Annotated in this window: 26 protein-coding genes; 8 read left to right on the forward strand and 18 right to left on the reverse strand. The window is 66.2% G+C overall.

Going from position 1 to position 21,597, the window contains the following annotated elements:
* Positions 1-5 precede the first annotated feature (5 nt).
* The 8 genes from KLI87_RS37315 to KLI87_RS37350 form a co-directional block, all read right to left on the reverse strand.
* Entirely contained in the window at positions 6-530 is a 525-nt protein-coding gene (locus tag KLI87_RS37315; protein ID WP_214620768.1) for an SH3 domain-containing protein, read from the reverse strand.
* Between the two features lie 887 nt (positions 531-1,417).
* Positions 1,418-2,104 carry a hypothetical protein gene (locus tag KLI87_RS37320; RefSeq protein ID WP_214620769.1) on the reverse strand — a complete coding sequence of 229 codons (687 nt, stop codon included), beginning with the start codon at positions 2,102-2,104 and terminating at the stop codon, positions 1,418-1,420.
* A 201-nt stretch (positions 2,105-2,305) separates the two neighbouring features.
* Positions 2,306-3,454 carry a tyrosine recombinase XerC gene (xerC, locus tag KLI87_RS37325; RefSeq protein ID WP_214620770.1) on the reverse strand — a complete coding sequence of 383 codons (1,149 nt, stop codon included), beginning with the start codon at positions 3,452-3,454 and terminating at the stop codon, positions 2,306-2,308.
* A 117-nt stretch (positions 3,455-3,571) separates the two neighbouring features.
* The gene (locus KLI87_RS40735; RefSeq protein ID WP_151544195.1) at positions 3,572-3,751 is read right to left on the reverse strand and encodes a helix-turn-helix domain-containing protein; all 180 of its coding nucleotides are present in this window, start codon (positions 3,749-3,751) and stop codon (positions 3,572-3,574) included.
* Between the two features lie 155 nt (positions 3,752-3,906).
* Positions 3,907-5,643, reverse strand: coding sequence for an FtsK/SpoIIIE domain-containing protein (locus KLI87_RS37335; RefSeq protein WP_250904628.1), 1,737 nt, complete (start codon positions 5,641-5,643; stop codon positions 3,907-3,909).
* A 59-nt stretch (positions 5,644-5,702) separates the two neighbouring features.
* A complete protein-coding gene (locus KLI87_RS37340; RefSeq protein WP_214620772.1) occupies positions 5,703-6,047 on the reverse strand; it encodes a hypothetical protein in 345 nt (114 codons plus the stop codon).
* A 29-nt stretch (positions 6,048-6,076) separates the two neighbouring features.
* On the reverse strand, positions 6,077-6,265 hold the full coding sequence (locus tag KLI87_RS37345) for a hypothetical protein (protein WP_214620773.1): 189 nt from the start codon (positions 6,263-6,265) through the stop codon (positions 6,077-6,079).
* Positions 6,266-6,427: 162 nt separating this feature from the next.
* Positions 6,428-6,637, reverse strand: a complete 210-nt coding sequence (locus KLI87_RS37350; RefSeq protein ID WP_214620774.1) for a hypothetical protein — start codon at positions 6,635-6,637, stop codon at positions 6,428-6,430.
* Positions 6,638-6,815: 178 nt separating this feature from the next.
* Here KLI87_RS37350 and KLI87_RS37355 point away from each other — a divergent pair, with 178 nt between their 5' ends.
* The 3 genes from KLI87_RS37355 to KLI87_RS37365 are packed head-to-tail and all read left to right on the forward strand — an operon-like array spanning position 6,816 to position 8,943.
* Entirely contained in the window at positions 6,816-7,559 is a 744-nt protein-coding gene (locus KLI87_RS37355; protein ID WP_214620775.1) for a helix-turn-helix transcriptional regulator, read from the forward strand.
* A 2-nt stretch (positions 7,560-7,561) separates the two neighbouring features.
* On the forward strand, positions 7,562-8,038 hold the full coding sequence (locus KLI87_RS37360) for an NUDIX domain-containing protein (protein WP_214620776.1): 477 nt from the start codon (positions 7,562-7,564) through the stop codon (positions 8,036-8,038).
* A 41-nt stretch (positions 8,039-8,079) separates the two neighbouring features.
* Positions 8,080-8,943: a macro domain-containing protein gene (locus KLI87_RS37365; protein WP_214620777.1), complete on the forward strand. Its 864-nt coding sequence runs from the start codon at positions 8,080-8,082 to the stop codon at positions 8,941-8,943.
* Between the two features lie 2 nt (positions 8,944-8,945).
* Here the strand turns inward: KLI87_RS37365 and KLI87_RS37370 are convergent, their stop codons facing one another.
* The 4 genes from KLI87_RS37370 to KLI87_RS37385 all read right to left on the reverse strand — a co-directional run bounded on the left by KLI87_RS37370 (position 8,946) and on the right by KLI87_RS37385 (position 13,152).
* Complete coding sequence (locus tag KLI87_RS37370) at positions 8,946-11,309, reverse strand: DUF4062 domain-containing protein (RefSeq protein ID WP_214620778.1); 2,364 nt, start codon at positions 11,307-11,309, stop codon at positions 8,946-8,948.
* Positions 11,310-11,393: 84 nt separating this feature from the next.
* Positions 11,394-11,969 (reverse strand): HD domain-containing protein, encoded by a 576-nt coding sequence (locus KLI87_RS37375; RefSeq protein ID WP_214620779.1) that lies wholly within the window; start codon positions 11,967-11,969, stop codon positions 11,394-11,396.
* A gap of 49 nt (positions 11,970-12,018) precedes the next feature.
* Complete coding sequence (locus tag KLI87_RS37380) at positions 12,019-12,474, reverse strand: GntR family transcriptional regulator (RefSeq protein ID WP_214620780.1); 456 nt, start codon at positions 12,472-12,474, stop codon at positions 12,019-12,021.
* A gap of 405 nt (positions 12,475-12,879) precedes the next feature.
* Positions 12,880-13,152, reverse strand: a complete 273-nt coding sequence (locus KLI87_RS37385) for a hypothetical protein (protein ID WP_214620781.1) — start codon at positions 13,150-13,152, stop codon at positions 12,880-12,882.
* A 169-nt stretch (positions 13,153-13,321) separates the two neighbouring features.
* Here KLI87_RS37385 and KLI87_RS37390 point away from each other — a divergent pair, with 169 nt between their 5' ends.
* Positions 13,322-14,053, forward strand: a complete 732-nt coding sequence (locus KLI87_RS37390; RefSeq protein WP_308166503.1) for an XRE family transcriptional regulator — start codon at positions 13,322-13,324, stop codon at positions 14,051-14,053.
* A 60-nt stretch (positions 14,054-14,113) separates the two neighbouring features.
* Here KLI87_RS37390 and KLI87_RS37395 read toward each other — a convergent pair whose 3' ends face one another.
* From KLI87_RS37395 to KLI87_RS37415, 5 genes are all read right to left on the reverse strand, one after another.
* On the reverse strand, positions 14,114-14,725 hold the full coding sequence (locus KLI87_RS37395; protein WP_308166504.1) for a DUF2637 domain-containing protein: 612 nt from the start codon (positions 14,723-14,725) through the stop codon (positions 14,114-14,116).
* A complete protein-coding gene (locus KLI87_RS37400) occupies positions 14,718-14,939 on the reverse strand; it encodes a hypothetical protein (protein WP_214620782.1) in 222 nt (73 codons plus the stop codon). The genes KLI87_RS37395 and KLI87_RS37400 overlap by 8 nt, the downstream gene beginning before the upstream one ends.
* Positions 14,940-15,331: 392 nt before the next feature.
* A complete protein-coding gene (locus KLI87_RS37405) occupies positions 15,332-15,901 on the reverse strand; it encodes a TetR/AcrR family transcriptional regulator (protein WP_250904629.1) in 570 nt (189 codons plus the stop codon).
* 64 nt (positions 15,902-15,965) lie between these two features.
* Positions 15,966-16,646, reverse strand: a complete 681-nt coding sequence (locus KLI87_RS37410) for an endonuclease V (protein ID WP_214620783.1) — start codon at positions 16,644-16,646, stop codon at positions 15,966-15,968.
* Positions 16,540-18,174 carry a bifunctional lysylphosphatidylglycerol flippase/synthetase MprF gene (locus KLI87_RS37415; RefSeq protein ID WP_214620784.1) on the reverse strand — a complete coding sequence of 545 codons (1,635 nt, stop codon included), beginning with the start codon at positions 18,172-18,174 and terminating at the stop codon, positions 16,540-16,542. Before KLI87_RS37415 ends, KLI87_RS37410 begins: the two co-directional genes overlap by 107 nt.
* Before the next feature lie 72 nt (positions 18,175-18,246).
* On the opposite strand from KLI87_RS37415, the gene KLI87_RS37420 reads away from it, so the two are divergent.
* The 4 genes from KLI87_RS37420 (at position 18,247) to KLI87_RS37435 (ending at position 21,193) form a co-directional block, all read left to right on the forward strand.
* Entirely contained in the window at positions 18,247-18,702 is a 456-nt protein-coding gene (locus KLI87_RS37420) for a flavodoxin family protein (protein ID WP_156221133.1), read from the forward strand.
* Between the two features lie 38 nt (positions 18,703-18,740).
* Positions 18,741-19,040, forward strand: coding sequence for a Dabb family protein (locus KLI87_RS37425; protein ID WP_156221132.1), 300 nt, complete (start codon positions 18,741-18,743; stop codon positions 19,038-19,040).
* Positions 19,041-19,310: 270 nt separating this feature from the next.
* The gene (locus tag KLI87_RS41775; protein WP_214620785.1) at positions 19,311-20,489 is read left to right on the forward strand and encodes a histidine kinase; all 1,179 of its coding nucleotides are present in this window, start codon (positions 19,311-19,313) and stop codon (positions 20,487-20,489) included.
* Positions 20,486-21,193 (forward strand): response regulator transcription factor, encoded by a 708-nt coding sequence (locus KLI87_RS37435; RefSeq protein WP_214620786.1) that lies wholly within the window; start codon positions 20,486-20,488, stop codon positions 21,191-21,193. The genes KLI87_RS41775 and KLI87_RS37435 overlap by 4 nt, the downstream gene beginning before the upstream one ends.
* Here KLI87_RS37435 and KLI87_RS37440 read toward each other — a convergent pair.
* Positions 21,168-21,398 (reverse strand): hypothetical protein, encoded by a 231-nt coding sequence (locus tag KLI87_RS37440; protein ID WP_214620787.1) that lies wholly within the window; start codon positions 21,396-21,398, stop codon positions 21,168-21,170. The two genes, KLI87_RS37435 and KLI87_RS37440, sit on opposite strands and share 26 nt — an antisense overlap.
* Positions 21,399-21,597 lie beyond the last annotated feature (199 nt).

Genomic DNA, 21,597 nt, shown 5'->3' on the forward strand with positions numbered 1-21,597 from the left:
GGCCGTCAGCAGTGCGAGTAGCGCACGTACCACTTGCCGTTGCCGTCACCGGTCTTGTAGTCGGCGATCCAGTGGGTGCTGTGGTAGAGCCTCACCCACAGGTAGCCGTCCCGGCGCTGGATGGTGTCCCAGTCCGTGGTGACCCGCGTGCCGTGCGCGAGGGAGCCGACCTTGTGGAACCTGAGCCCCGGGCCGGTCCGCACGTTGAGGTGGGCGACGGCCACCGTCCCCCGGCACAGCCGGACGCGCTGCTCGTCCCGCTCCAGCAGGCGCCCCATCGCCTCCTGGTCGCCCTCCTGGCCGACCTCGATGGCACCGGGGCCTTGCCCTTCCTCCTCCTCGCCCTCCGGCTGCGGCTCGGCCTGCGGCTGAGCCTGGGCCTGGGCTTGAGGCTGGGCTTGAGGCTGGGCGTCGCCCCTCGGGTGCGGCGGCGGCTGCGTCGCCCCGGCGCCCGTCGTCCCGACGGTCAGGGCCGTCCCCGCCAGCGCGGCCGCCAGCAGCCCCGTGCCGAGCCTTCGTCCAACGTCCATCTGTCCCTCCATGTTCTCCGACCTACAGCCCGGTTTCTTACCGAGCGTAATGAATCATATTCACTGAGTAACGAAGACTCTTCTTGGCGCGCCCAAGCCCCGCCACCCGGCCGTTCGCACACCGGACTCAGGGGCAGCGGCCCCCATCAGCACTCGCTCAACCCCAGCGGGACCAGACGAACAGCACCCGCAGTCAGCGCGCCCCACCCCGCACGAGGAGACGCCCAGCGCTTTCGCCCCGGACCGCCCGAGAGAACGCCACCGACACCCGCACACACGGCCTGAACAACCGGGCTTCGCCCCGCCCGGTGACGCGCGGGCCACCCTGAACGCCAAGCCCAGCCTCGCCGCCCACCGCGTCGTCGTGAGGGCGCTGGCACGCTCCTCCCACGAACCGGAGGTGACGGCGGACGACCCCCACCGCCCTCGGCCCGAGGTCCGGATGCCCAGGATGAACGGCCTGGAACCGACCACCGCGCTCGACGCCGGGTCGTCGTGGTCACAACCTGCGCACACCGTGCGCCGCAGGCGGGCGCCGACGGATCCACCCTGAAACGCTCAGGTCCGGCCCATCGAGGCAGTCAAGGGCGACGCACCGGTCAGCCCGTCCATCACATTGCGTCCTCACCGGCGCGAGACCGACATCGCGAACGCGGAGCTCGGCGCCGAGCAACGTTGGCCGCGTTCCCGGTCGTCACGGAACTCAGCTCCGCCACAACTCGCTCGAACGAAAGGTGCGGATCAGAGTCCTTCCCGGCACGCCGAGCTCCGTTGCCCTCAGCGAAACGGCCTATCAAAAGCAGACAACAACGCTCACACCACCGCCTCGCCAGAGCTCACACCCCGACCGCCCCAGCCCAGCTAGCCAAGGAGAAGAGAATGCATTCTCAAAGTGTGCGAGCTTCTGAGGCCGGCAGAGCAAAGTGATCGGCGACGATGGCGGCGATGGCGTCGGCGTCGCGGCTTCCGTCGACTTCGATCACACGGATGCCGAGCCGCTGAGCGGAACGCACGGCGTCTTCGGCGACGAGACGGTCCCGTTCGAGCCGGTTGTGTTGGGCCCGAGCGGGATCGCTGAGGTCACGCCCGACGCTGCCGGCCCGGGCGAGTTCACGCGATTGTCGATCGCGGAAAGCCTCGGTGGGAACCATGACGACCATTTGCCGGGGCGAGTCGACGATCGGTGCGACCAACTCAGGGCGCAACCCCCAGCCTTCGGCGATTATGGGGCGACCGGAAAAGAGGGCCCGCAAGTCGTCCAAGGCCCATTCGAAGCGGACCGGGAAACCGGCGAGAGTTTCGGCGGCCATGTCCTGCGGTGTGGTGTTGACCCAGGTGGTCTCGCCGTCCGGATCATCGGTCGCATGTCCGAGCCTGACCCGACGGGCGATCCGGCGATCGTTGTGACCGCGGGCGTCGTGGTAGTCGTAGTGGTAGGCGGTCAACCCGTATCGTCCGGCCAGCGTCCGGGCCACAGTGGACTTCCCGGCCCACTGCCCGCCGCCGATCCACAAGACCCGCCGAAGCGTCCCGAACGGATCCCAGACCTGGCCATTGGTGACGCTCTCGCTCACAGAACCCCTTCTCAGATACCGCAGGCGGCGAGCATACGCGGCAAGCACGAAGGCGACCTGACCTGCCCGAACAGAGAGTGACATAAGCGTTGCTCAGCGGTTCCCTAAGTGAGGGGCGAGGGTGGATCTTGTCGCGCCGCAGGTAGGGGAGCGAGCAAAGGCATTCGGGGGTCCGGGGGAGCCAACACGGGAGCCACACGCCTACGCGGACTTGGCGGTCGTGCTGCTCGCGAAGATGTCGTTCATGTGCTCAGCACCGTCGCGGATCTCGGGCTTGAGCTGGTGACGGTAGATGGTTTCGGTGATCTTAGTGCTGGAGTGCCCGACGAGGATGCTGATCTTCTCGATCGGTACGTCGTGGTCACTCATGATGGAGACGAACGTGTGCCGAAGCTCGCGCGGGCACCACTCGCGGGGGTTGAGGTTCGCCGCCTTGATCACCTTGGCGAACCGGTGCCGGACGTGTTGGGCGGCGTAGGGCCGTCCGTCCACGTGGCAGAACACGAGGTCGTGATCCTGGTACGTCTCGCCCGCTTTGAGGCGCTCCGCTGCTTGCCTCGTCTTGAGACTGCGGAGCGCCTCAACCGCCATGTCCGCAATGCCGAGACCACGACGGCTCAGCGTCGTCTTGGTCTCGCCCTTGTGCCGGTCGGCACGCAGGACGTAGACGGTCGCCTTGTCGAGATCGACGTCACTCCACTTGAGGGTGCGGAGTTCCTCGGTGCGGAGGCCGGAGACGATCGCGAGGATGATGTACGCGCCGAGGTCGTGTTCGGGCTTGCGTGCCTCGTCCAAGAGGGCTTTCGCCTGCACGAGGGTCAGCGAGCGGGACTTGCGCCCCTCCTTGCCGTCCGGTGTGTCCACCAGTTCGGCGACGTTGCGCCCGATCCTGTCGTGCCGTGCTGCTCTGCGGATCGAGCGCTTGAGGATGCTGTGAACGATGCCGAGCGAGGACGAGGTGAGGTGCTCCGCTCGCCCGTTGAGCCACGTCTCGACGTCATCCGCCGAGAGTTCCTTGAGGCGCTTCCCACCGATGAACGGGATGAGTTGGTGCGTGGCGAGTGACCGGTAGACCTCGGTCGTCGCCGGTGCCTTGCCGGACTTGGCGAACGCGGTGAGGAAGTCGTTCACCGCGTCCTCCACGTAGTAGTTGTGCTCTGTCTTGACCCCCTTCTCCATCTCCTCGACAAGCTCTCGCAGCTTCGTCTTGACGATCTCCTTGGTGCGGCCCTTCCTCTTGGGGCGGTTCCGCTTCCCGTCCGGCTTGAAGCCGAGCGAGATGGCACCTGTGTAGCCGTTGCCTTCCGGGTAGATGGTCGCTTCGTACTTGCCGATGAGGATCTTCGCCAACCGGATCCCTCCCTCGTGTCGCTTGAGGTTCGCTACGACGATAACTCAAGACGTCCCAAGACGTCCCTATGTCGAGACGTCCGCGCGGCGGGTGCGCGCGGACCTCTCGGGCGGGTGTCAGCGGTTGGCCTCTTCGAGGGAGGTGACGAACTCGGCGAGGTGCCGGTCAGTGATGCGGCGCAGCTTGCCGATCTTGATGCTGTGGAGTTGGCCGGTGCGGATCAGGAAGTAGACCTTGTCCCGGCCGATGTTGAGGATCTCGGCCACTTGCTCGACGGTGTACGCCTGCACGGTCACCACCTCCTCTCGCCCGAGCGATCGTCTCGGGCGTCTGCCTGGTGTGGGTGAGCGATCATCTCCTTGGTTGCGGAGAGTGTTCGTCTCCGTCTCGTCTCACAGACGTCTCTCGCCTCTTTACGTGCAGGCGCGCGTGAGACGAGACGTTGAGACGATCACGGATTGTGGTCGGACGCCTTGTAGCGGCCCCGCCCGACCTGAACGGCGCGGCCGGTCTTCACCAACTCGTTGAGGCGCCGGTACAGGGTCGGCCGACTCATGTCGGTGATCATGCGCAGGTGTGCGACCGGAAGCCCTTCGTCCGGCGCGCTGTCCAGAGCTTCCCTCAAGGCGCTCTCGGCGTGCTCCTCCCTCGACGGCGTCACCCGGACGGGCGGCACTGGGACGGACCGCCTGATTGGCGTACTGGCAGCGTCCAGAGCGCGCCACGAGACCTCGTCCAGGACGGGACGCAGAGCCTCGTGCCGTTGGGCGGCCTCGCTCACCACCTCGTCGGTGAGCAGGTAGGCGCGGCCTCGTCGGGGCGTGTCGTGTTCGGGTGCGGAGAGCAGGAACTTGCCGGGTGCGTTGAGGGTGTGGGCGTGCCATCCAGCGTTGAGCATCCCTTGCCCGAGGATGAGGTCAACGTCTTTGCGCTCCCGGACACGGAAGCTCACCCGGACGTCCATCTGCGAGCGCACGGCACCCTTGCCCATGGCCTTCTGTGTGGGACGTTGCGTGGCCGCGATGAGCGTCACGGCCACGGCACGCCCACGACGCGCGATCGAGTCCGTGTCGCTCGCTGCGTCCGGTGCGTCATCGGCGAGTTCGGCGTACTCGTCCACGACGATGACCAACGCGGGGTACTCAGGCGCCGGATTCCACACACGCCGCCCGTTCGCCGTGAGCCACTCGGCGCGTGCCTCAAGCACTGTCACGGCATCGCGAAGCATGGCGCGGGCTTGCTCTGGGGTCGTGGCGAGCCGGTCGATACAGGACGCCCACGGCTGCAACTCCATGCCGCGCTTGAGGTCGATGGCCCAGATGACGACATCACGACATGCGCTGAGGTTGCCCATCAGGACGTTGATCCCGCCGCTCTTCCCCGAGCCGGCCACGCCCCCAATGAGCGCGTGACGTCGCAGCAGCAGAACGCGCGCATTCGTCGCGTCCTCGAACGGCCCCAGGTCGATCGGCTCGGCGATGGACGAGACGGACGGCCCCGGCCACGGGATCGCGTCGGCGTGGGGATCGGTGTTGAGCACCCTCAACTCGAACCGATTGGCCTTGTCGTCGCGCGTAGGGAAGACACGCACCGCGCCGCGAAAGGTCCCGAGCGCCGATTCGATCGCAGGCACCTTCGCCGTGACGTCCTGGATGGTCTGGCCACGCGCAAGTGCGAAGCGCGCACGCCATCCCCACACGTCCGCGACGGCGGACTGTGCGCGTGAGCCAGCGAGCCCGATCGACTGCGCGATTTCAGGCCATGCGGCAATCTGCCGATCGACACGCACCTTGGCGCGTCGTCGCCGATGGACCCACCAGGGCACGGCGAGCACGACGCCACCCAGGGCGAGCACCTGGGGGAGCGGCGAGAACCCGATACCGAGTCCGGTCACCGCAGCAAGCCACCCACCGGCACCGATGACCACGGCCGCGCCGTAGAACCGTTCCATGCGCAGGGCAAGCCCGAACCGGTCACCGAACATGGCCAGCACCCACGCGGCCACCGTGGCGACGACGAGCAGGTACGGCCACCAATACGGGCGCGCGGCATGCAGAACAAGCCCAGAGACGACGAGTGCGGTCACCAGGTACGGCGGAGCGAGTTCCGAGCGGTACCGCCACAACGCCCGCCCCACCAGAACAGCGGCAACGTCCGGGAACTGGTCGTCGCGGTCGATGATGACCATTGGCTGTAGCCCGTTGCGGCGCATCTTCCGTGCGTGCCGCCGCATCTGTCGGCTTCGGCTCACGAGCGTCCCCCCGGTCGCGGAGGAAGGTGTCCCTGTGCGCGGAGTTCATCACGCAGGTAGTACAGGGGATCGGGTTCAGCGTCACGAGCGGCGTAGAGAGTGGCGCGTCCAGCGGCTACCAGGTTCGCCCGGTCACGTCGAACCTTGGCCAGGGCCTCCACCAGTCGCGAGACCTCCGATACAAGAGTGGGCGAGTCGGTGAGGGCCGCGTTCAGACGCAGCCACAGCTCACCAAGGGACGGCATTGCCTCGGACAGTGCGGAGACGATCTCGCGGGCGACGAGGTTGCGGGTACGGACCTCCTCAAGGTTGATCGTGACGTGCTCTGGAGTGTCGGGCACTAGGGCATCCCTCCTTTCGGTCGAGGGCGTTAGCGCTGCGAAAAGGCTTCGACGAAGACGGCGACCAGTCGGCGGATCTCCGGCGCTGCACTGGTCGCGGCGAGAAAGAACCCGAAGAGCAGGCACACCGCGATGTGTCCCGCACGGAGGCCCATGTACCGCCATGCGACCCACACCGCAGCGCCGAGGATCGCGACCAGGGGAACCGAGACGTTCATGACTCGCTCCCTCTCAGAGCCACAGGTCCGGGTACCGGGAGCCCTGCCCGCGCCGCACCCATCGAGCGCGGGCACGACACTTGCGGCACCTGCGGTTGCCGGGTTCGACGCGAGCGCCGCATGCGCACGAGTGGCCGGTGATGATGCGAGGAAGGCGCACGGTCACCGCCCAGCCGAGGCGCGGGCCGGGACGTCGTCGCACGTGTGCGTGCTGAGCAGGCGCCGGGACGCGGCACCGGCCCGCGAGGATGCGGAGCCCCTGCGCAGGGCTCGGCGCTCCTCGGCGTGGATGCCGATGACGAGCATCGCGAAGATTCCGCAGGTAGAGCCAGCGAGGAAGACGGCGATGACCAAGGCCAGGACGAGGATCATGTGAGATCACTCCTCTCGAAGGGCCCGTATCCGGCGGGGGCGGTCCGGGCGGTCGGTGGCTTACGAGAAAGAGAGTGCGCCTGACCTGCGGGACGAGATCACTACATGACTGGACGTGTTCAAGACGTCCTCATAGGGTTGACGGCGTCCTGGGACGTCCTGGAATCCGGACGGGTGCATGCCGAACGAACGCCTACGCGCCACCCTGCTAGAGCAGGGGATGACCGTCGCCACGCTCGCCGAGTCGATCGGCGTGGACTACAAGACGGTTGAACGGTGGATCACCAAAGACCGGACGCCCTACCGGCGGCACCGTTACGCAGTGGCTTCGCGCCTAGGCGTAGATGAAACCTTCCTCTGGCCGGACGCGCTCACCAACGAACAGGTGACCGCAGCGTCCAGCAGCGAGCTGGTGACCATCTACCCGCACCGGTCCTCGGTACCAAGGGACACGTGGGGACGTCTCTTCGCCACAGCCAGAGAAGAGATCGGCGTACTCGTCTACGCTGGCCTCTTCCTCTCTGAGGACAGCGACATCCAACGCATCCTCGCAGAGAGGGCCAAAGCGGGAGTCCGTGTACGTATCCTCCTCGGCGACCCCAACAGTCCCCAAGTGGCCGAACGCGGCACAGACGAGGGCGTAGGCGGCGCCATGGCCGCCAAAATCCACAACGCCCTCGTCCTGTACAGGAACCTCCGCAAACTGGACGCCGTAGAGTTCCGCTACCACCGGACGGTCCTCTACAACTCCATCTACCGCGCGGACGGCCAGCTCTTGGTCAACACCCACGTCTACGGCATTACGGCTCCCTTGGCGCCGGTCTGGCACCTGCGACGCATAGCCGGCGGAGACCTGGTGAACACCTACATAGAGAGCTTCGAACGAGTCTGGGAATCCGCCACACCCATACCGGAGGGGTAGCCATGGGCCGCAGGATCGACTACTACGACGACCCCAATGCCCCCAAGGCCAACAGCCTCGTCCCGGCGGTGAACGTCGTTGTAGAGAACGACAAAGGCGAGATCCTAATGATCCGCCGAACCGACAACGACAACTGGGCCCTCCCCGGTGGCGCCATAGATATAGGTGAGTCCGTAGCCCAAGCCGCCATCCGCGAAACGAAAGAAGAAACCGGAATTGATATAGAGGTTATCAATCTTGTGGGTATTTATAGCGACCCTAGGCACGTAATCCATTACACAAGCAATAACGAGGTTCGGCAAGAATTTTCGATCCTCTTGACAGCTCGGGCTGTTGCTGGCACCCCTGTCACAAGCGATGAATCACGAGAAGTGCGCTGGCTACAGAGGGTCGACTACAAAGATCTAAAGATGGACCCTTCGATGCGAAAGCGTATCAGCGATTACGAGACTCATCCAGGAAGTTCGATCATTAACTAGATGACGACATCGCCGAAAAGTGTTCGCCGCAACGAGGATAAATGACACGTCAAGAGCTGCGAGAAACATTCTTCACCAGGCAAGGGGTTGGCGCTATTGCTGTAGCCGCGCTAGCCGCTTTTGGCCTAGTTAGTGCAGCATTTCAAGTGGCGCTCGCCCTCTGGCCTCGTCTTATCCGACATGATTGGCTTGTCCTAAGTTCCCTTGCGGCATGCTGCATATTCGTAGGGACAGTGCACGCTTGGCCGAGATTGCGCTATTCTCGCACCTACAATCATCCGAACTTTGTCATACAAGTCAAATGTGGCGACCTGCTGGAAGAGGAAGGTAATATTGTTGTCGGATTTACCGATACCTTCGACACTGATATGACCGATGGCATCGTAATTGATCATCGCAGTGTGCAAGGTCAGTTTCAATCAAAATACTATAATAATATTGCTCAGTTGGATGCGGAGATAGATGACTACCTGCGTGATAGGCCGGCTGCAGCTATGGAGTCGCTTGCATCAAAGCCGAAAGGGAAGTTGAAGCGCCACGAAATAGGAACGGTAGTGGTCTTGCGGAGAGGGAACTCAAAATACTTCGCCAGTGCATACGGATATATGCGCAATGATCTACGAGTAACTTGTTCAGTCGATGCCCTTTGGAAGACCCTGACCGCAATATGGGAAGCCGTAAGAACCCACGGAAGCTTGGACCCAGTTGCTATCCCAGTTATTGGCTCCGACCTGGCGCGCGTGGGAACATTGGACAGAAATAGTATTATCAAAATGATCGCACTGTCGTTTATTGCATCAACTCGTCAAGAAATAGTGTCTCGTCAGCTCACTATTGTGATACATCCAAAAGATCGCCAAGCAGTTAATCTGATCGATATTTATCAATTCCTGAGAGCCCTTTAGGGTTAAGATGGCATATATAGCTTGCGGTCTAGTGCGGCTACGACGTCGTAATAGTATCCTTCCGTGCGAGAGCGATAATCTTCAAGATACCTTTCCAACTCGGCTCGCCCCATGCGCCTCTCAACTGCTTTCCAAACTTCCATTCTGACAGAACCATGCGGACTGTACAGGTAGCCCTTAAGTTCACTAAGGGGTACTGAATTGTCGCACGCGAGGGCCAAGGCGCCAACCGATGCTGCTTCTTCGCTCTCCGCGGTAACCATCATTCTGGCAATCTTGAGCCCTCCAAGTTCGACCGTCAGGTTCAGAAGCAACTTCTCCTCATCTCCGTAGCTGTTTGCTGCGCAGGAGAGAAGAGTCTCGGTATCTTCAAAAGAGCCGGTCTTGGACAAGACCTTGGCTGCGTCCAGCATTGTCAACCAATCGTTTCGCGCAAGCTCCACTCTGGCACGCTCAGCATCCTCGGAGCTTCGATCCTTAGCTGGAACACGAGCCAAGAGTGACAACGCTGACTTTCTGGCAGAAGAGCGTAGGTAGTTTTGGATACTTCTGCTCCAGCCGGCTTCTTCTAGCATCTTGGGATCTAGAAAGCCGCAATTCGTGTCAAGGATTTCGCGCGCCTCGTCAGCCATCGTCGAGCCATGTAGCCAAGAAAGCGCAGACCAAGCCTGGCCGTACGTCCATGGAAGAGTAAGCTCTGCGCGCAACTCTTCCTCGGTTTTGATAAAAGCTCGAAGGCGATCATTGTACTCGCCTAGGTGCTTGTCGTCCTTGAACTCCGCCACTGCGGCGAGGAGGTTGAGCTTGGCTTGATCCCCCCCTTGATCAACGGCATCGAAAGCTTGCCCGACAAGGTCACTGTTCTCGCTTTTCACGAGCTTGCCAAATTCTTCGACCGAAGGAGTCCGACGGCTCGAAAGAGTGCGGAAGGCTTCACTGAGCAGTTTATTGGGTAGATTGCGCCCTTGGAGGATAGAGGAAAGTTGCTTGGTTTCCATCTGCGCCAGTGAAGCGGAGACTATTCGCTCGTAACACGAACCCTCGGCGATAAAGCGCTGCGCAGCCATGTCGGCCACTTCGGATAGGCTGCCTTTAGCGTAGGCGACCAGGGTGAGGATATCTTGCGCGACTAGCTGTTCGCCGAGACGGTCACTTACGGCTCTAAACAAAAGGTAGTCCGAGTCGCGAATTACCGAAGAGATGTATTCGAGGGCCTCGGTCTCTAGCAGTGGAGTCTCGAGAATCTGGACCCAATTGTCAATTGCAGCATCGAGAGCCTGAGATGAAGCCAGTGAGAGGAGAGAGCGATCATCGACATTACCGGTCTCAATCCACAGCTCAGATGGTCGTGCCTTCATCGCCCTCAGAATTCGTAGAGAGCCGTTGGCTACCGAGAACTCAGCCTCTGGATCGATGACGTGATAGACAAGTGTTGACTCTAGGTCCCTATCGGAGCCGGCATCAATAATCATTTTGAATCCAGGAGCCAAGCTACGGATACTTCCGTCCTCTTCAAATCGGAAGTTCTCCGCGAGTGTCCAGACCAGCAAGCGATATTCTGCTACCGAAAGAACGTATTTGTCTCGCTTTCCGTAGATCCTGTTCAATGGATGGATCGGTATGCTGAGCATTTCCCTTTGAGCTGCCATGGAAAACAAAAGGAGTCGATCGGGGTCGGGACGGCTGGCCGTCTCCTCATCTCCCTGGGCAATTTTATAGAAGTCATTCAAGGTGGATGCAATTTGCATCCTTGCCTCATCGTTATTTTGAGGCGTGTGTTGGGTGGAAGGAAGCTCGGTAGAAGTAGTCTTGTCCACCGTCCCTTTGGGAGCAGTGGGCGTAATTGATTGAGACTTTTCTGCAATCAGAGAGAGAAAATAGTGCGTGATTTTTAGCTCGAAATCTTCGATTGTGGAGAATTGTCGATAGAGGGCGATTTTCTGGTTCTCGAGCCTTCTGCGAAACTTGAGAACTTGAGATAGGGAAGGTCCGGCATCTCGGACGATGTCTTCTGGCACCTTCTTAAAGTAAATTGCTATGCTTGGACCGTTGGATTTCTTGGCCCTTTGTGTCGCGCATTCGTATTCCTCCTCAAATCCGGAAGAGAATTTTCCGGTAGATGTCCCCCATGTTCGATTCAGTAGCCCTATGAAGATGTCGCATTGCTTGACCAGAGGATTGATCACCTCTTGGGGGCGGCCGAAAGCTGGTGAGGTTTGCTCCCAGCCCGTGACGTGCAGGCGCATGGAAAATTGACTTGCGAAGGTGGTGTTAAGGTTATCTGCGGCCCGGCGAACCGCTTCGCGCTCACCAGTTAGATCTCCGGGCGATGCAATAAATACCACCAGTTCCCGTACATTCTCCAAGTTGATGCCCTTCCGCTCCCGGTAATGCCAACACCTCGCCCACTCTAGTAGACGGTCGGCGCAAGTGTATGGCTGTTGAGTAGGTCAATCTAGCATTGATCGTCGGGCAACCAAGCTAGCTTCGTGTTGCACGATCCGTACGGCCTCCCGGAGACTCGGCTCTGCTTTCAAGAGGAATCGTGTCACTACATGTGCAGGGCCATAACGGGCTCGGATCTCGGCAAGCCGAGCATCAATGTCTACCAGCATGCCATCAGGGTCTGTGGTCATATCACAGTAGGTCAGTGCGCAGCTCAGGTTGGTGTTAACTGGTCGGAACCCTCCTGAGAGAAGCTCCGCAACTCCGCGTTCGCGAGCTTCAACGAGGGCGTTTGAGTGGTGTGCTACCAAGTGGCAGAGGTGGTTGTCGGCTTGGTGGGTGTCGCGGAGGTAGCGGGCCCCGTCTAGGGGGTGGAAGCCCGTGACTACGAGGTCGGGGGCGTAGCCGATGTCGTGGAGCCATGCGGCGGCCTCTAGGAGGTCGGCTTGGTCGCCGAGGATCGGGGCGAGGGTGCGCGCTTGGCGGGCTACGCCTTGGGTGTGGGCCCAGCGGCGGGGGAGTGGGGTTTCAAGGTGCTTGCGGGCCAGGTCACGGGCCCATGCTGCGGTGTTCTTGTTCATGGGTCCGAACGTATGAGGGCAAGCGCGGACGTCCACGGGCGTGTGCGGATCATCTGGGGACGTCTTCGCGGACGTAGCGTCCCTTGCCGTGGACGCAGGTCACCAGGCCAGCGGTTTCGAGTGCGATGAGCGCTGCGCGGGCCGTGAAGCGGGAGACGCCGTAGCGGTGGGCGGTTCGGATTTCGCTGGGCAGCGCGTCGCCGGGAGTGAGATGGCCGGTCTCGATCTGGTGGCGTAGGTCCTCAGTGATGCGTTCCGCGTTGGTGCGGGGTCGGGTGGCAGGCGCTTGGGCGAAGCGGCCTACGCCGGTCCGGACGGTGATGAGACCTTCGGCTTGTAGGGCTCCCAGAGCCCGCCGCACGGTGTTGCGGGCAACGTTGAACTCGGCGCAGAGGGCTACCTCTGCTGGTAGGCGGGTGCCGGAGGCGTAGGTCCCGTCTGCGATGCGTTGGCGCAGTACGCCGGTGATCTCGGCGTAGGCGCCCCATACCGTGCGGCGGGCCATGTCAGCCCTGGTCGTTCTTGTGCGGGATGGGTGCGAGGGAGATCCACGGAGTGAGCGCGTTGTTCAGCATCTCAGCGGCCGGTCCGGCGTGCGCGCATGCGGCCAACCACAGGCCGGTGCTGGACTGATACCACCAAGCTCCGTCTCGTCGGACCAACGAGACGCTCTCCCCGATGGTTGGTGCAGCCTTGGAGAACACGCGAAGCAGGGGCCGTGGTCCAGTGGTGCGGAGTTGTGTGGTCCACCCGTAGCGGCGAGTCGCGATGGCTAGGCGGGTGAGGTGGAAGGTCGCTCGCCATGAGCTGCTGTAGATCGGCTCAATGGGTGCGGCCTGCGAGTGCGGTCTCACTCTGGCGTTCGGCGTCGCGCTCCCACCGGCGGCGTGGCGAGGGGTGTGTTTTGGGCTCATCGGCGGATGGCTTTGGCTCGGGTCGCCTCGTCGCTGAGCGCCTCGCGGAGTTCGGTGGGGTCGGAGCGGATCACGGTGGGGTCGATGCCGGCGGACGGGTCGTGCAGGCTCGCCACCCAGTCGCCCAGTTGTCCGCCACCGCGCACGGCACGCCAGATCCGGTGGCCGGTGAAGTCTCGGCGGAGTTCGGCGAGCACTCGCTCCTCTGAGCGGTGGATGTTGGTGGTGTCCTGGCTCTGGGCGGCCTCCTCGGGCCTGTAGTGGGGCATGGTGGCTCCTTGTTCTGTGGGACCTCACCCGGGCGGCGCCCGGTGTTGGTCGGTGCTCAGAGCCTCGTGGCCGGGTCGGGGACCTCTCCATCGGCATCTAGGGACGTCTTGGGACGTCTTCTGTTAGCGTCGGTGGCGCGTCGTCCTCACTTGTGCCACGGGAGGTCTGGTGAACGACAGATTGCGGCGTGCCCTTGCGGACGCGCGTCTGACCGAGGCGGGTGTCGCCGGTCAGTTGGGCGTGGATCCCAAGACTGTTCACCGGTGGGTCGCCGGACGCGTGCCGTATCCGCGTCACCGGGCGAGGATCGCCGCACTGATCGGGTGTGAGGAGGTGGACTTGTGGCCCCAGCTTGCGGTGGTGAGCGTCCAGGCCGAGCCATCGACAGTCGAGATCCTTGCCAGCTATCCGCATCGGTCGGCCGTGCCTCGTGTTGTATGGCAGCAGCTCTTTCAGAGCGCAGAGCACGAGATCGGGGTCCTGGTCTATGCGGGGCTGTTCCTCGCCGAGGACATGGGCATCATGCGTGCCTTCGCAGCGCGGGCGCGGGCCGGTGTCAACGTGCGGATCCTGCTCGGTGACCCCGATGGGGCGTGTGTCGCCGAGCGCGGAAGTGATGAGGGCGTGGGCGAGTCGATGGCCGCGAAGATCCGAAACGCCCTCGTCCACTACCGAGCCCTGCGCGAGATGGATGGAGTCGAGATCCGGCTACATGACACCGTCCTCTACAACTCGATCTACCGTGCGGACGATGATCTTCTGATCAACCCGCATGCCTACGGCATCGCGGCATCCCATGCCCCTGTCTTGCATCTGCGTCGGGCGGAGGACGGTGACATGGCCAGCACGTACCTGGAGAGCTTTGACCGCGTGTGGGCCGGAGCGTCTCCGGTCACGTAGGTGCGGGCACGCGGAAGCCCCGGCCACGTCCGGTGCTGGACGAGGCCGGGGCTTCGTGGTTCACGCTCGGGCGGGAAGCTCCGTTGTGGTGATGATCTGTTTCACCTTGCGGCGGTCGATGCCGTACTTCTCGGCTAGGTAGCGCTGAGAGACGGGGCGACCTGGGCCGTCCAGGCTTGCTAGGTACTCGGCGAGTACCGCTTGTTCTGGGCTCTGCTCCGGTTCGGTGTTCGGCGGCTCGGGTTGTTCCACGGTGGTGCGTTCGTCGTTCCGTGGTGGTGCGGTGTGGGTTGTGGCGGTGCGGGTGAGGGTCATGAGGAGTTCGAACGAGCCGACGAGGGCGAGTGCTGGCCATGCGCTCACTACCGCGCCTATCGCGCCGTGGGACGCGCCGTGTGCCACGTTGGCGCCTACTGTCGCCACGATGCCTACGCCGAGGCTCCACTTGGCTAGGGCCGGTGCTGGTTGTTTCCGGCGGCTTGCGTCGAGGATGACCATGGATGCGGCCCAGATGAGGCCGTCCACGGTGAAGGGGACGAGGCGTGCGGTTGCGCCTGTCTCGCCGTGGGAGCGGACGAGTTCGTAGGCGTGGCGGTAGGAGATGATCGCCGCCACGCCCGCGACCGTCACCACAGCGAAGGCCGTTGTGATGCGAGTGAGGCGGTCAACCACGGGCCAGCTCCCTGCGCCACTCCATGACGCACGGGTCGTCCTCGCCGTGGGTGATGATCCGTTCGGCGAGTGACAGGGCCGTGATGGCCGCGTTGCGGTCTAGGGGCGTGGGCCACGTCGTGGTGTGCCAGACCTTGCCGGTGCGGGTGGCTGTGGCTATGACCTTGCCGTTGGTGGTGGCGGTCATTGTGGTTTCGGTGATTTCTAGGGCCATGGGGTGGCCTCCTCCCTGCTGAGAGGGAGGGAGCCAGGGGAGCCAATCTTGGGAGCCAACGTGGGTCGAGGGTGCTCGACTTGGGTCGACTGTGTCGGACGGTTCCCCTGGTCTCCCTTCCTTGTTTTCGCAGGTGGGCGGCTACCGGATCGACTTCCCCGGACGGTCCTGGACCGTGCCCGAATAAGGCTTGCTCAGCGGTTCCCTAAGTGAGGGTTAAGGGGGTGGGTGGGGTGGGGTGGGCGGATTAGCGTTCTGGGTGTCACATCCGAAGACGGCGGAGGTGTTCAGGCGGAGAGCAGAGTGAACGTCGACTGAGGTTCCTGTATGAGACAGGTTTCTGGCCCGCACGGCCCCGTTGACCCCGCTCGGGGGCCGTGCGGGCCAGCGGCTTATCGGGCGCGGAGGCCTTCGAAGAGGAGGGCCAGCATGCGGTCGGCGTATTCGCCCGGGTCGGGGGTTCGTTCGGCGGCGACGCCGATGGCGTTGGTGAGGCGGAGGAGGTCGCGGGGGTCGATGTCGGGGCGGATGGCGCGCGCGCGTTGGGCGCGGTCCAGGAGGTGGCCCAGGGCTTCGCAGATCGCGTCCGCGCAGGAGCCGAGGGCGGTGCCGGTCCAGCGGGGGGAGAGGGCGTCGATGATCACGGTGGACGTGCCGCGGGGCGTCGCGGCGCCCGCGAGGTAGAAGCGCAGCCATGTGGCCAGTGCTGGTTCAGGGGTGGGGGCGGTGAGGAGGTCCGCTGCGCGGGTCAGGAGGGAGTCGACGCGGTCGCGCAGGACGGCGTGGAGGAGGTCGTCGCGGGTGGGGAAGTGGCGGTAGAGGGTGCCGGAGCCGACGCCGGCGCGTTTGGCGATGTCGTCGAGGGACGCGCCGGTGCCGTGTTCCATGAAGGCCACGCGGGCGGAGGCGACCAGGCGGTCGTAGTTGCGGCGGGCGTCGGCCCGCATGGGCCGGGTGTCCATGGGCACCGTCCAGCGGTCCTTAGCGGGTCTTGCTGCCGGCCTCCATCCTGGCAGGACGCGATGGTCATGCGCCAGAGAGCGCGTCGCGGGAGAGGCGGTCGGCGCGGCGGGTCGTCTCGGGCAGGCGGTGGCGCGCGATCCTCAGGACGGTGCGGCACGCGTTGTCGAGGCTCATGCGGTGTCCGACGGAGACGAACACGGGCTTGACGTTGTCCTGGGTTCGGAGGGCGCGGCCTACCTCTTCGTTGTCGTTCACGACGGGGCTCGATGCGCCGCGCTGCGGGGCGGGTGGGGTGAAGGTGCCGACGAAGCTCGTTTTGGCGACGCCTATCGTCGGGAGGCCGGTGAGGACGCCGAGGTGGCAGGCCAGGCCGAAGCGGCGGGGGTGGGCGAGGCCGTAGCCGTCGCAGACGAGCAGGTCGGGGGTCGTCTTGAGGGCGCGCAGCGCGTCCATCAGGGTGGGGAGTTCCCGGAAGGCGAGCAGGCCGGGGACGTAGGGGAAGGCGGCCCTGCCCACCGCGACGGACTCCTCCAGGACGGCCAGTGTGGTCGTGTCCAGGACGACCACGGCGGCGGCCAGGGGCGCGCCGGTGCCGTCGCCCGCGTAGGAGACGTCCAGCCCGGCGACCGTGCGGGGTTCAGCGGGGCCCGGTGTGCCGAGGTCGAGGAGGGGGCGTAGGCCGTCCTGGATCGCCTTCGCCTCGGCGGCGCTGGTGGGCCATGGGTGCAGGTCGCGTACCTCCATGAACCGGCACGTTACCGGCGATGAGCGGTGCGCCGGTTCTGCGGGGCGGGGCGAACTCCAGGGTGAGCAGTGCCGCGGCCAGGCGTCCCATGTCGAACCAGGAGCGGAAGACGATGCTGCGCGGCTCGTAGGCGGGTCTGAACTTCTTGTCGAACAGGTAGAGCGACTCCACCGCGATCAGCGGGTCCAGGAGGTGGAGCGCCTGGTAGCCGAGTTTCTGCGGGACGCTGCGGTCCCGCGAGTCGAGCAGGGCGCGGAAGGCGGCGAAGTTCAGCGACACCGGGTCGTGGCCGTGCTCGGACGCGTACCCGATCATCTCGACGATCAGCAGTTCGTTGACGCCGTTCGGGGCTCCGGGGGCGCGGCGCATCGCGTCCAGGCTGACGGCCCGGCCGGAGGTCACGTACCGCTGGAAGGCGATCGGCGGGCCGTCGGGGCCGTAGGCGACGGCGACGAGCGCGCCGGGGTGGTGGCCGGTGAGCAGTTCGTCCAGGTTCATGGAGAAGCCGCGCTCGGCCGCGCCGCCCAGGGAGCGGGACGCGACGTCCAGCAGCGCGGCGCGCAGGTCGGGGGACAGGTCGCGTTCGGCGACGATCTCGGACGTGACGCCCGCGTTGGCGGTGCGGGCGACCGCCTGCCGGACGTTGCGCATCGGACGTCCCGCCAGCGTGAACCCGGACGGGTGCACGACGACCTCGTCCCCGTATCCGAAGGAGCGCAGGGGAGCCCAGGCGGGCAGCAGCGCGGTCCCGGCGCCGAGGACGGCGGGGCGCCAGCCCGTCCGGCGGCACAGGGCGAGGAACGCGCGGACGGCGGCCTCCCGCGAGCCCGGGTCGCCGACCGGGTCGCCGCCCGCCACCGCCATGCCGAACATGACGCGGTAGCCGATGGCGGCGCGGCCGTCCGGGCTGAACACATAGGTCTTGTCGCGGCGCAGCGCGAACGGCGCGAGCGTGTCGGAGCCGGAGCGCGCGACAAGGCGGGCGACGAGGGCGCGTTCGGCGTCGTCGCCGGGCGGCGGCGCGGGGGCGGGCGCGAGGAGCATGCCGACCAGGACGAGCAGCCCCGCCATGCCGAGGACGCCTGGCAGCCACGAGGCGCCGCCGAGCAGCACGGTCGCGGCGAGGGTCAGTGAGGCGCCGGCCCGGACGGCCGCGCGGACGCGCTTGGGGTGCGGGCGGACCGTGAACCGGTCGCGGAGTGTCCACAGCGCGGCGAGGGCGGCGACCAGCGGCGGCAGCCGCCAGGGCGCGTCCTCGCCGGCGAGGACGGCGAGCAGGCCCGTGGACACCAGCGCCAGCAGCCCGTACCAGGCGGCGCGGCGCCGCAGCAGCACGCCGCGCGCCACCAGGGCGAACACCAGGGCCAGGAGGACGGCGTGCGCCGCGGCGAGCGGACGGCCGGTGGCCAGCAGCGACAGCCGGTCGAGCCAGCGCGGGGCGCCGGTCGCCGGGACCGCGACCAGCGCCGCGACCGCGGCCGTCGCCGCCGCGAGCGGCAGCACCGGCCGGTCCGCGGGATCTGGCATGTGGGCACCTCCGCTGAGCCGACAACCACGGCCTCGGGGAACCCATTCCCGCGGCGTGGCTAGGCTCGTGGGATGAGGAGGCTGCTGATCGTCCACCACACGCCGTCGCCGTCGGTGCAGGCGATGTTCGAGGCGGTGCGCTCGGGCGCGTCCACCGACGAGGTCGGCGGCGTGGAGGTGGTGACCCGCCCGGCGCTGGCGGCCTCCCCCGTCGATGTCCTGGAGGCGGACGGCTACCTCCTCGGCTCGCCCGTCAACCTCGGGTACCTCTCCGGGGCGCTCAAGCACTTCTTCGATCTGATGTATTACCCCTGCCTGGAGGAGACAATCCGGCGCCCGTTCGGGGCGTTCCTGCACGGGAACAGCGACGCGTCGGGCGCGCTGCGGGCCCTGGAGTCGATCACGACCGGGCTGCGGTGGCGGGCCGTCCTGCCGCCGGTGGTCGTCACCGGCGAGCCGGGCAAGGCCGACCTGGAGGCGTGCTGGGAACTCGGCGCGACGGCGGCGGCGGAGATCGGCGAGGTGTGAGCCGGACGCCGCCGGGCGGACGGCGGTAGCGTGCCGCCATGAGCGGATTGCGCCATGTGGCGATGTTCATCTGGGCCGAGGGGACGACGACCGGGCAGCAGGAGGAGGTCGCGGCCCGGCTCGGTGAGCTGCCGGGGATCATCCCGCAGATCCGGGAGTACAGCGTCGGGGCGGACGCGGGCATCAACCCCTCCTCCTACGACTTCGTGCTCGTCGCGGACTTCGCCGACCGGGACGCCTACCTCGCCTACCGCGACCATCCGGCGCACCGGGAGGTGGTCGACAGGTATGTCACGCCGATCGCCGCGGCGCGCGCCGCGATCCAGTACGAGCTGTAGTGCGGGCCGAAACCGAACAAGCGCTTGAACCCGAACCTGTTTCGGGTTAGTTTCACCGGACGTCCACCGGGGGCGGATCGCGCCCCGCCCCCGGCGGACCGGACCTATGAAGTCGCCGCCCACGCGCCCCCTCGGTCAGCCACGCACTCGCGTGACGGTCGAGGTCCTTGTGCGGCGTACTCTCCGCGGACCCTGGTGTGTCCCTGAGGGGGCCCTGACTCGTCCCTGAGCGGGCGCCATACCGGGGTGGGATCGTCGTACGGTTGACGCGTGAAGATCCTCCGCCCGGTGACCTGGCGCGGGCCCCTGCTGGACGCGGGCGTCGCGCTGGCCGTCGGGGCGGTCACCACCATCATGATCCACGAGTCGGACGAGCAGCACGCGCGGCCCGTCGACGCCGGCGCCTACCTGGTCTGTGCCCTGATGACGCTGCCGCTCGTCCTGCACCGGCGGAAGCCGGTCGCGACGCTGCTGCTGAGCAGCGCGGGCCTGTTCGTGTACTACTCGCTGGGCTATCCGGGGATTCCGCCGACGGCGCTGCTGGCCGTCCCGTTCTTCTCGACGGTGTACGCGGGGCGGCCCCGCTGGGCGGTCGGCGTATGCGCCGGGTACTTCACCGTCGGCTTCGTCATCTTCTCGCTGAAGCACGGCAAGCCGCTGGAGGCGCTCGCCAACTTCCTCACGCACACGGCGCTGGCGGTGACCGTGATGCTGCTGGCGGAGGTGCTGCGCAGCCGCCGCGCCCTGGCCGCGGAGACGCGGGAGCGGCTGCGGCTCGCGGCCGAGGAGCGCGAGGCGGAGGCCGCCCGGCGGGTCGCCGAGGACCGCGTCCGCATCGCCCGCGAGCTGCACGACACGGTCGCGCACAGCATGGCCACGATCACCGTGCAGGCGGGCAGCGCGCTGCACGTCCTCGGCGAGGAGGACGAGGGGGCCCGTCCGGCGCTCGCCGCGATCCGGGAGACGAGCAAGCAGGCGCTCCGGGAGATGCGCGCGACGCTCGGCGCGCTGCGGTCCGGCGCGGACGCGGACACCCACGGGCTCGACCGGCTCCCGGCGCTGCTGGAGGCGGTCCGCGCGTCGGGCGTCCCGGTCGAGTTGGCGGTCACGGGCACCGTGCGGGACCTCGGCCAGCGCGCCGACCACGCCGCCTACCGGATCCTCCAGGAGTCGCTCACCAACGTCCTGCGGCATGCGGGGACGGACGTGCGCGTCCGCGTGCGCGTGGCCTACGACGACGCCGGGCTCGATCTGGAGATCGTCGACGACGGCGGCGGCCCGGCCGCGGGGGCCGGGGGAGGGCACGGCGTGAACGGCATGCGCGAGCGCGTCCAGGCCCTCGGTGGAACGTTCGCCGCCGGGGCCGGCGCGTCCGGCGGCTTCCGGGTGGCCGCGTCGCTGCCCGCCGCGCGGGCGCCGCTCGCGGACGTGGCGGGCGGCGTGCCGTGATCCGCGTCGTGCTCGCCGACGACCAGTCGCTGGTGCGGGCGGGCTTCCGGATGCTGCTGCGGTCGGCCGAGGGCATCGAGGTGGTGGGGGAGGCCGAGCACGGCGGCGCGGCGATCGCGCTGGCCCGCGAGCTGCGCCCGGACGTCGTGCTGATGGATCTGAGCATGCCCGGCGTGGACGGGCTCACCGCGATCCGCCGGATCACCGCCGACCCGGCGCTCGCCGAGGTCCGGGTCGTGGTGCTGACCACCTGGGCCGAGGACGAGAACCTCTACCGGGCGCTGCGCGCGGGCGCCGCCGGGTTCCTGGTGAAGGACATCGAGCCCGCCGACCTGCTGCGCGCCGTGCGGGTGGTCGCGGCGGGGGAGTCGCTGCTGGCGCCGGCGGTGACGCGGGCGGTCATCGAGGGGTTCGTGGCGCGGGCGCCGGATCCGGGCCCGCCCGGCGGCGGGGCCGGGCTCGGGGTCGCGCCCGCCGCGGCCGCGCTGCTGGACGTACTCACCGGCCGGGAGCGCGAGGTGCTCCGGCTGGTCGGGCGCGGGCTGTCCAACGAGGAGATCGCCGACGCGCTCGCGGTCAGCCCCCTCACCGCGAAGACCCACGTCAGCCGGACCATGGGCAAGCTCGGCGCGCGCGACCGGGTCCGGCTGGTCGTGCTGGCCTACGAGTGCGGGCTGGTCACCCCCGGTTCCGCGTGCTCATGATCTCTTCTCGCAGCTCCTGGGCCGAGGCCGCCTCCAGCAGCCGCGGACCGTCCCGCCGTGGGACCAGGGCCCACCACGATCCGGTGGCCTCGCCGTACCAGACCCGCACCCCCGGGAACTGCTCCTGCAATCCCCGCGCCGTGGCGGCGCGCAGCGCCGCCGGCGTGGGTTCCTCACGACCGGCGGCGCCCCGTTGAGCCGACATGTCGCCTCCCCCCGTAGATGTCTCCGGTAACAGCGTCCCCAAGGGCCAAAGCGTCACCCCTACTCGTCAAATTGTGACTAAGCACACTATGGGGGTTAGGGGGCCCATGCCGTGGGATACCGCGCCGGACGTACTCCAACCGAAGTACGCCGAAGATCGGGTGACGCCGTGCGCCGGATGTCCCGCGGCGCCCCGGGCG

The sequence above is a fragment of the Actinomadura sp. NEAU-AAG7 genome (assembly GCF_018603865.1).
Taxonomy (GTDB): domain Bacteria; phylum Actinomycetota; class Actinomycetes; order Streptosporangiales; family Streptosporangiaceae; genus Spirillospora; species Spirillospora litoris.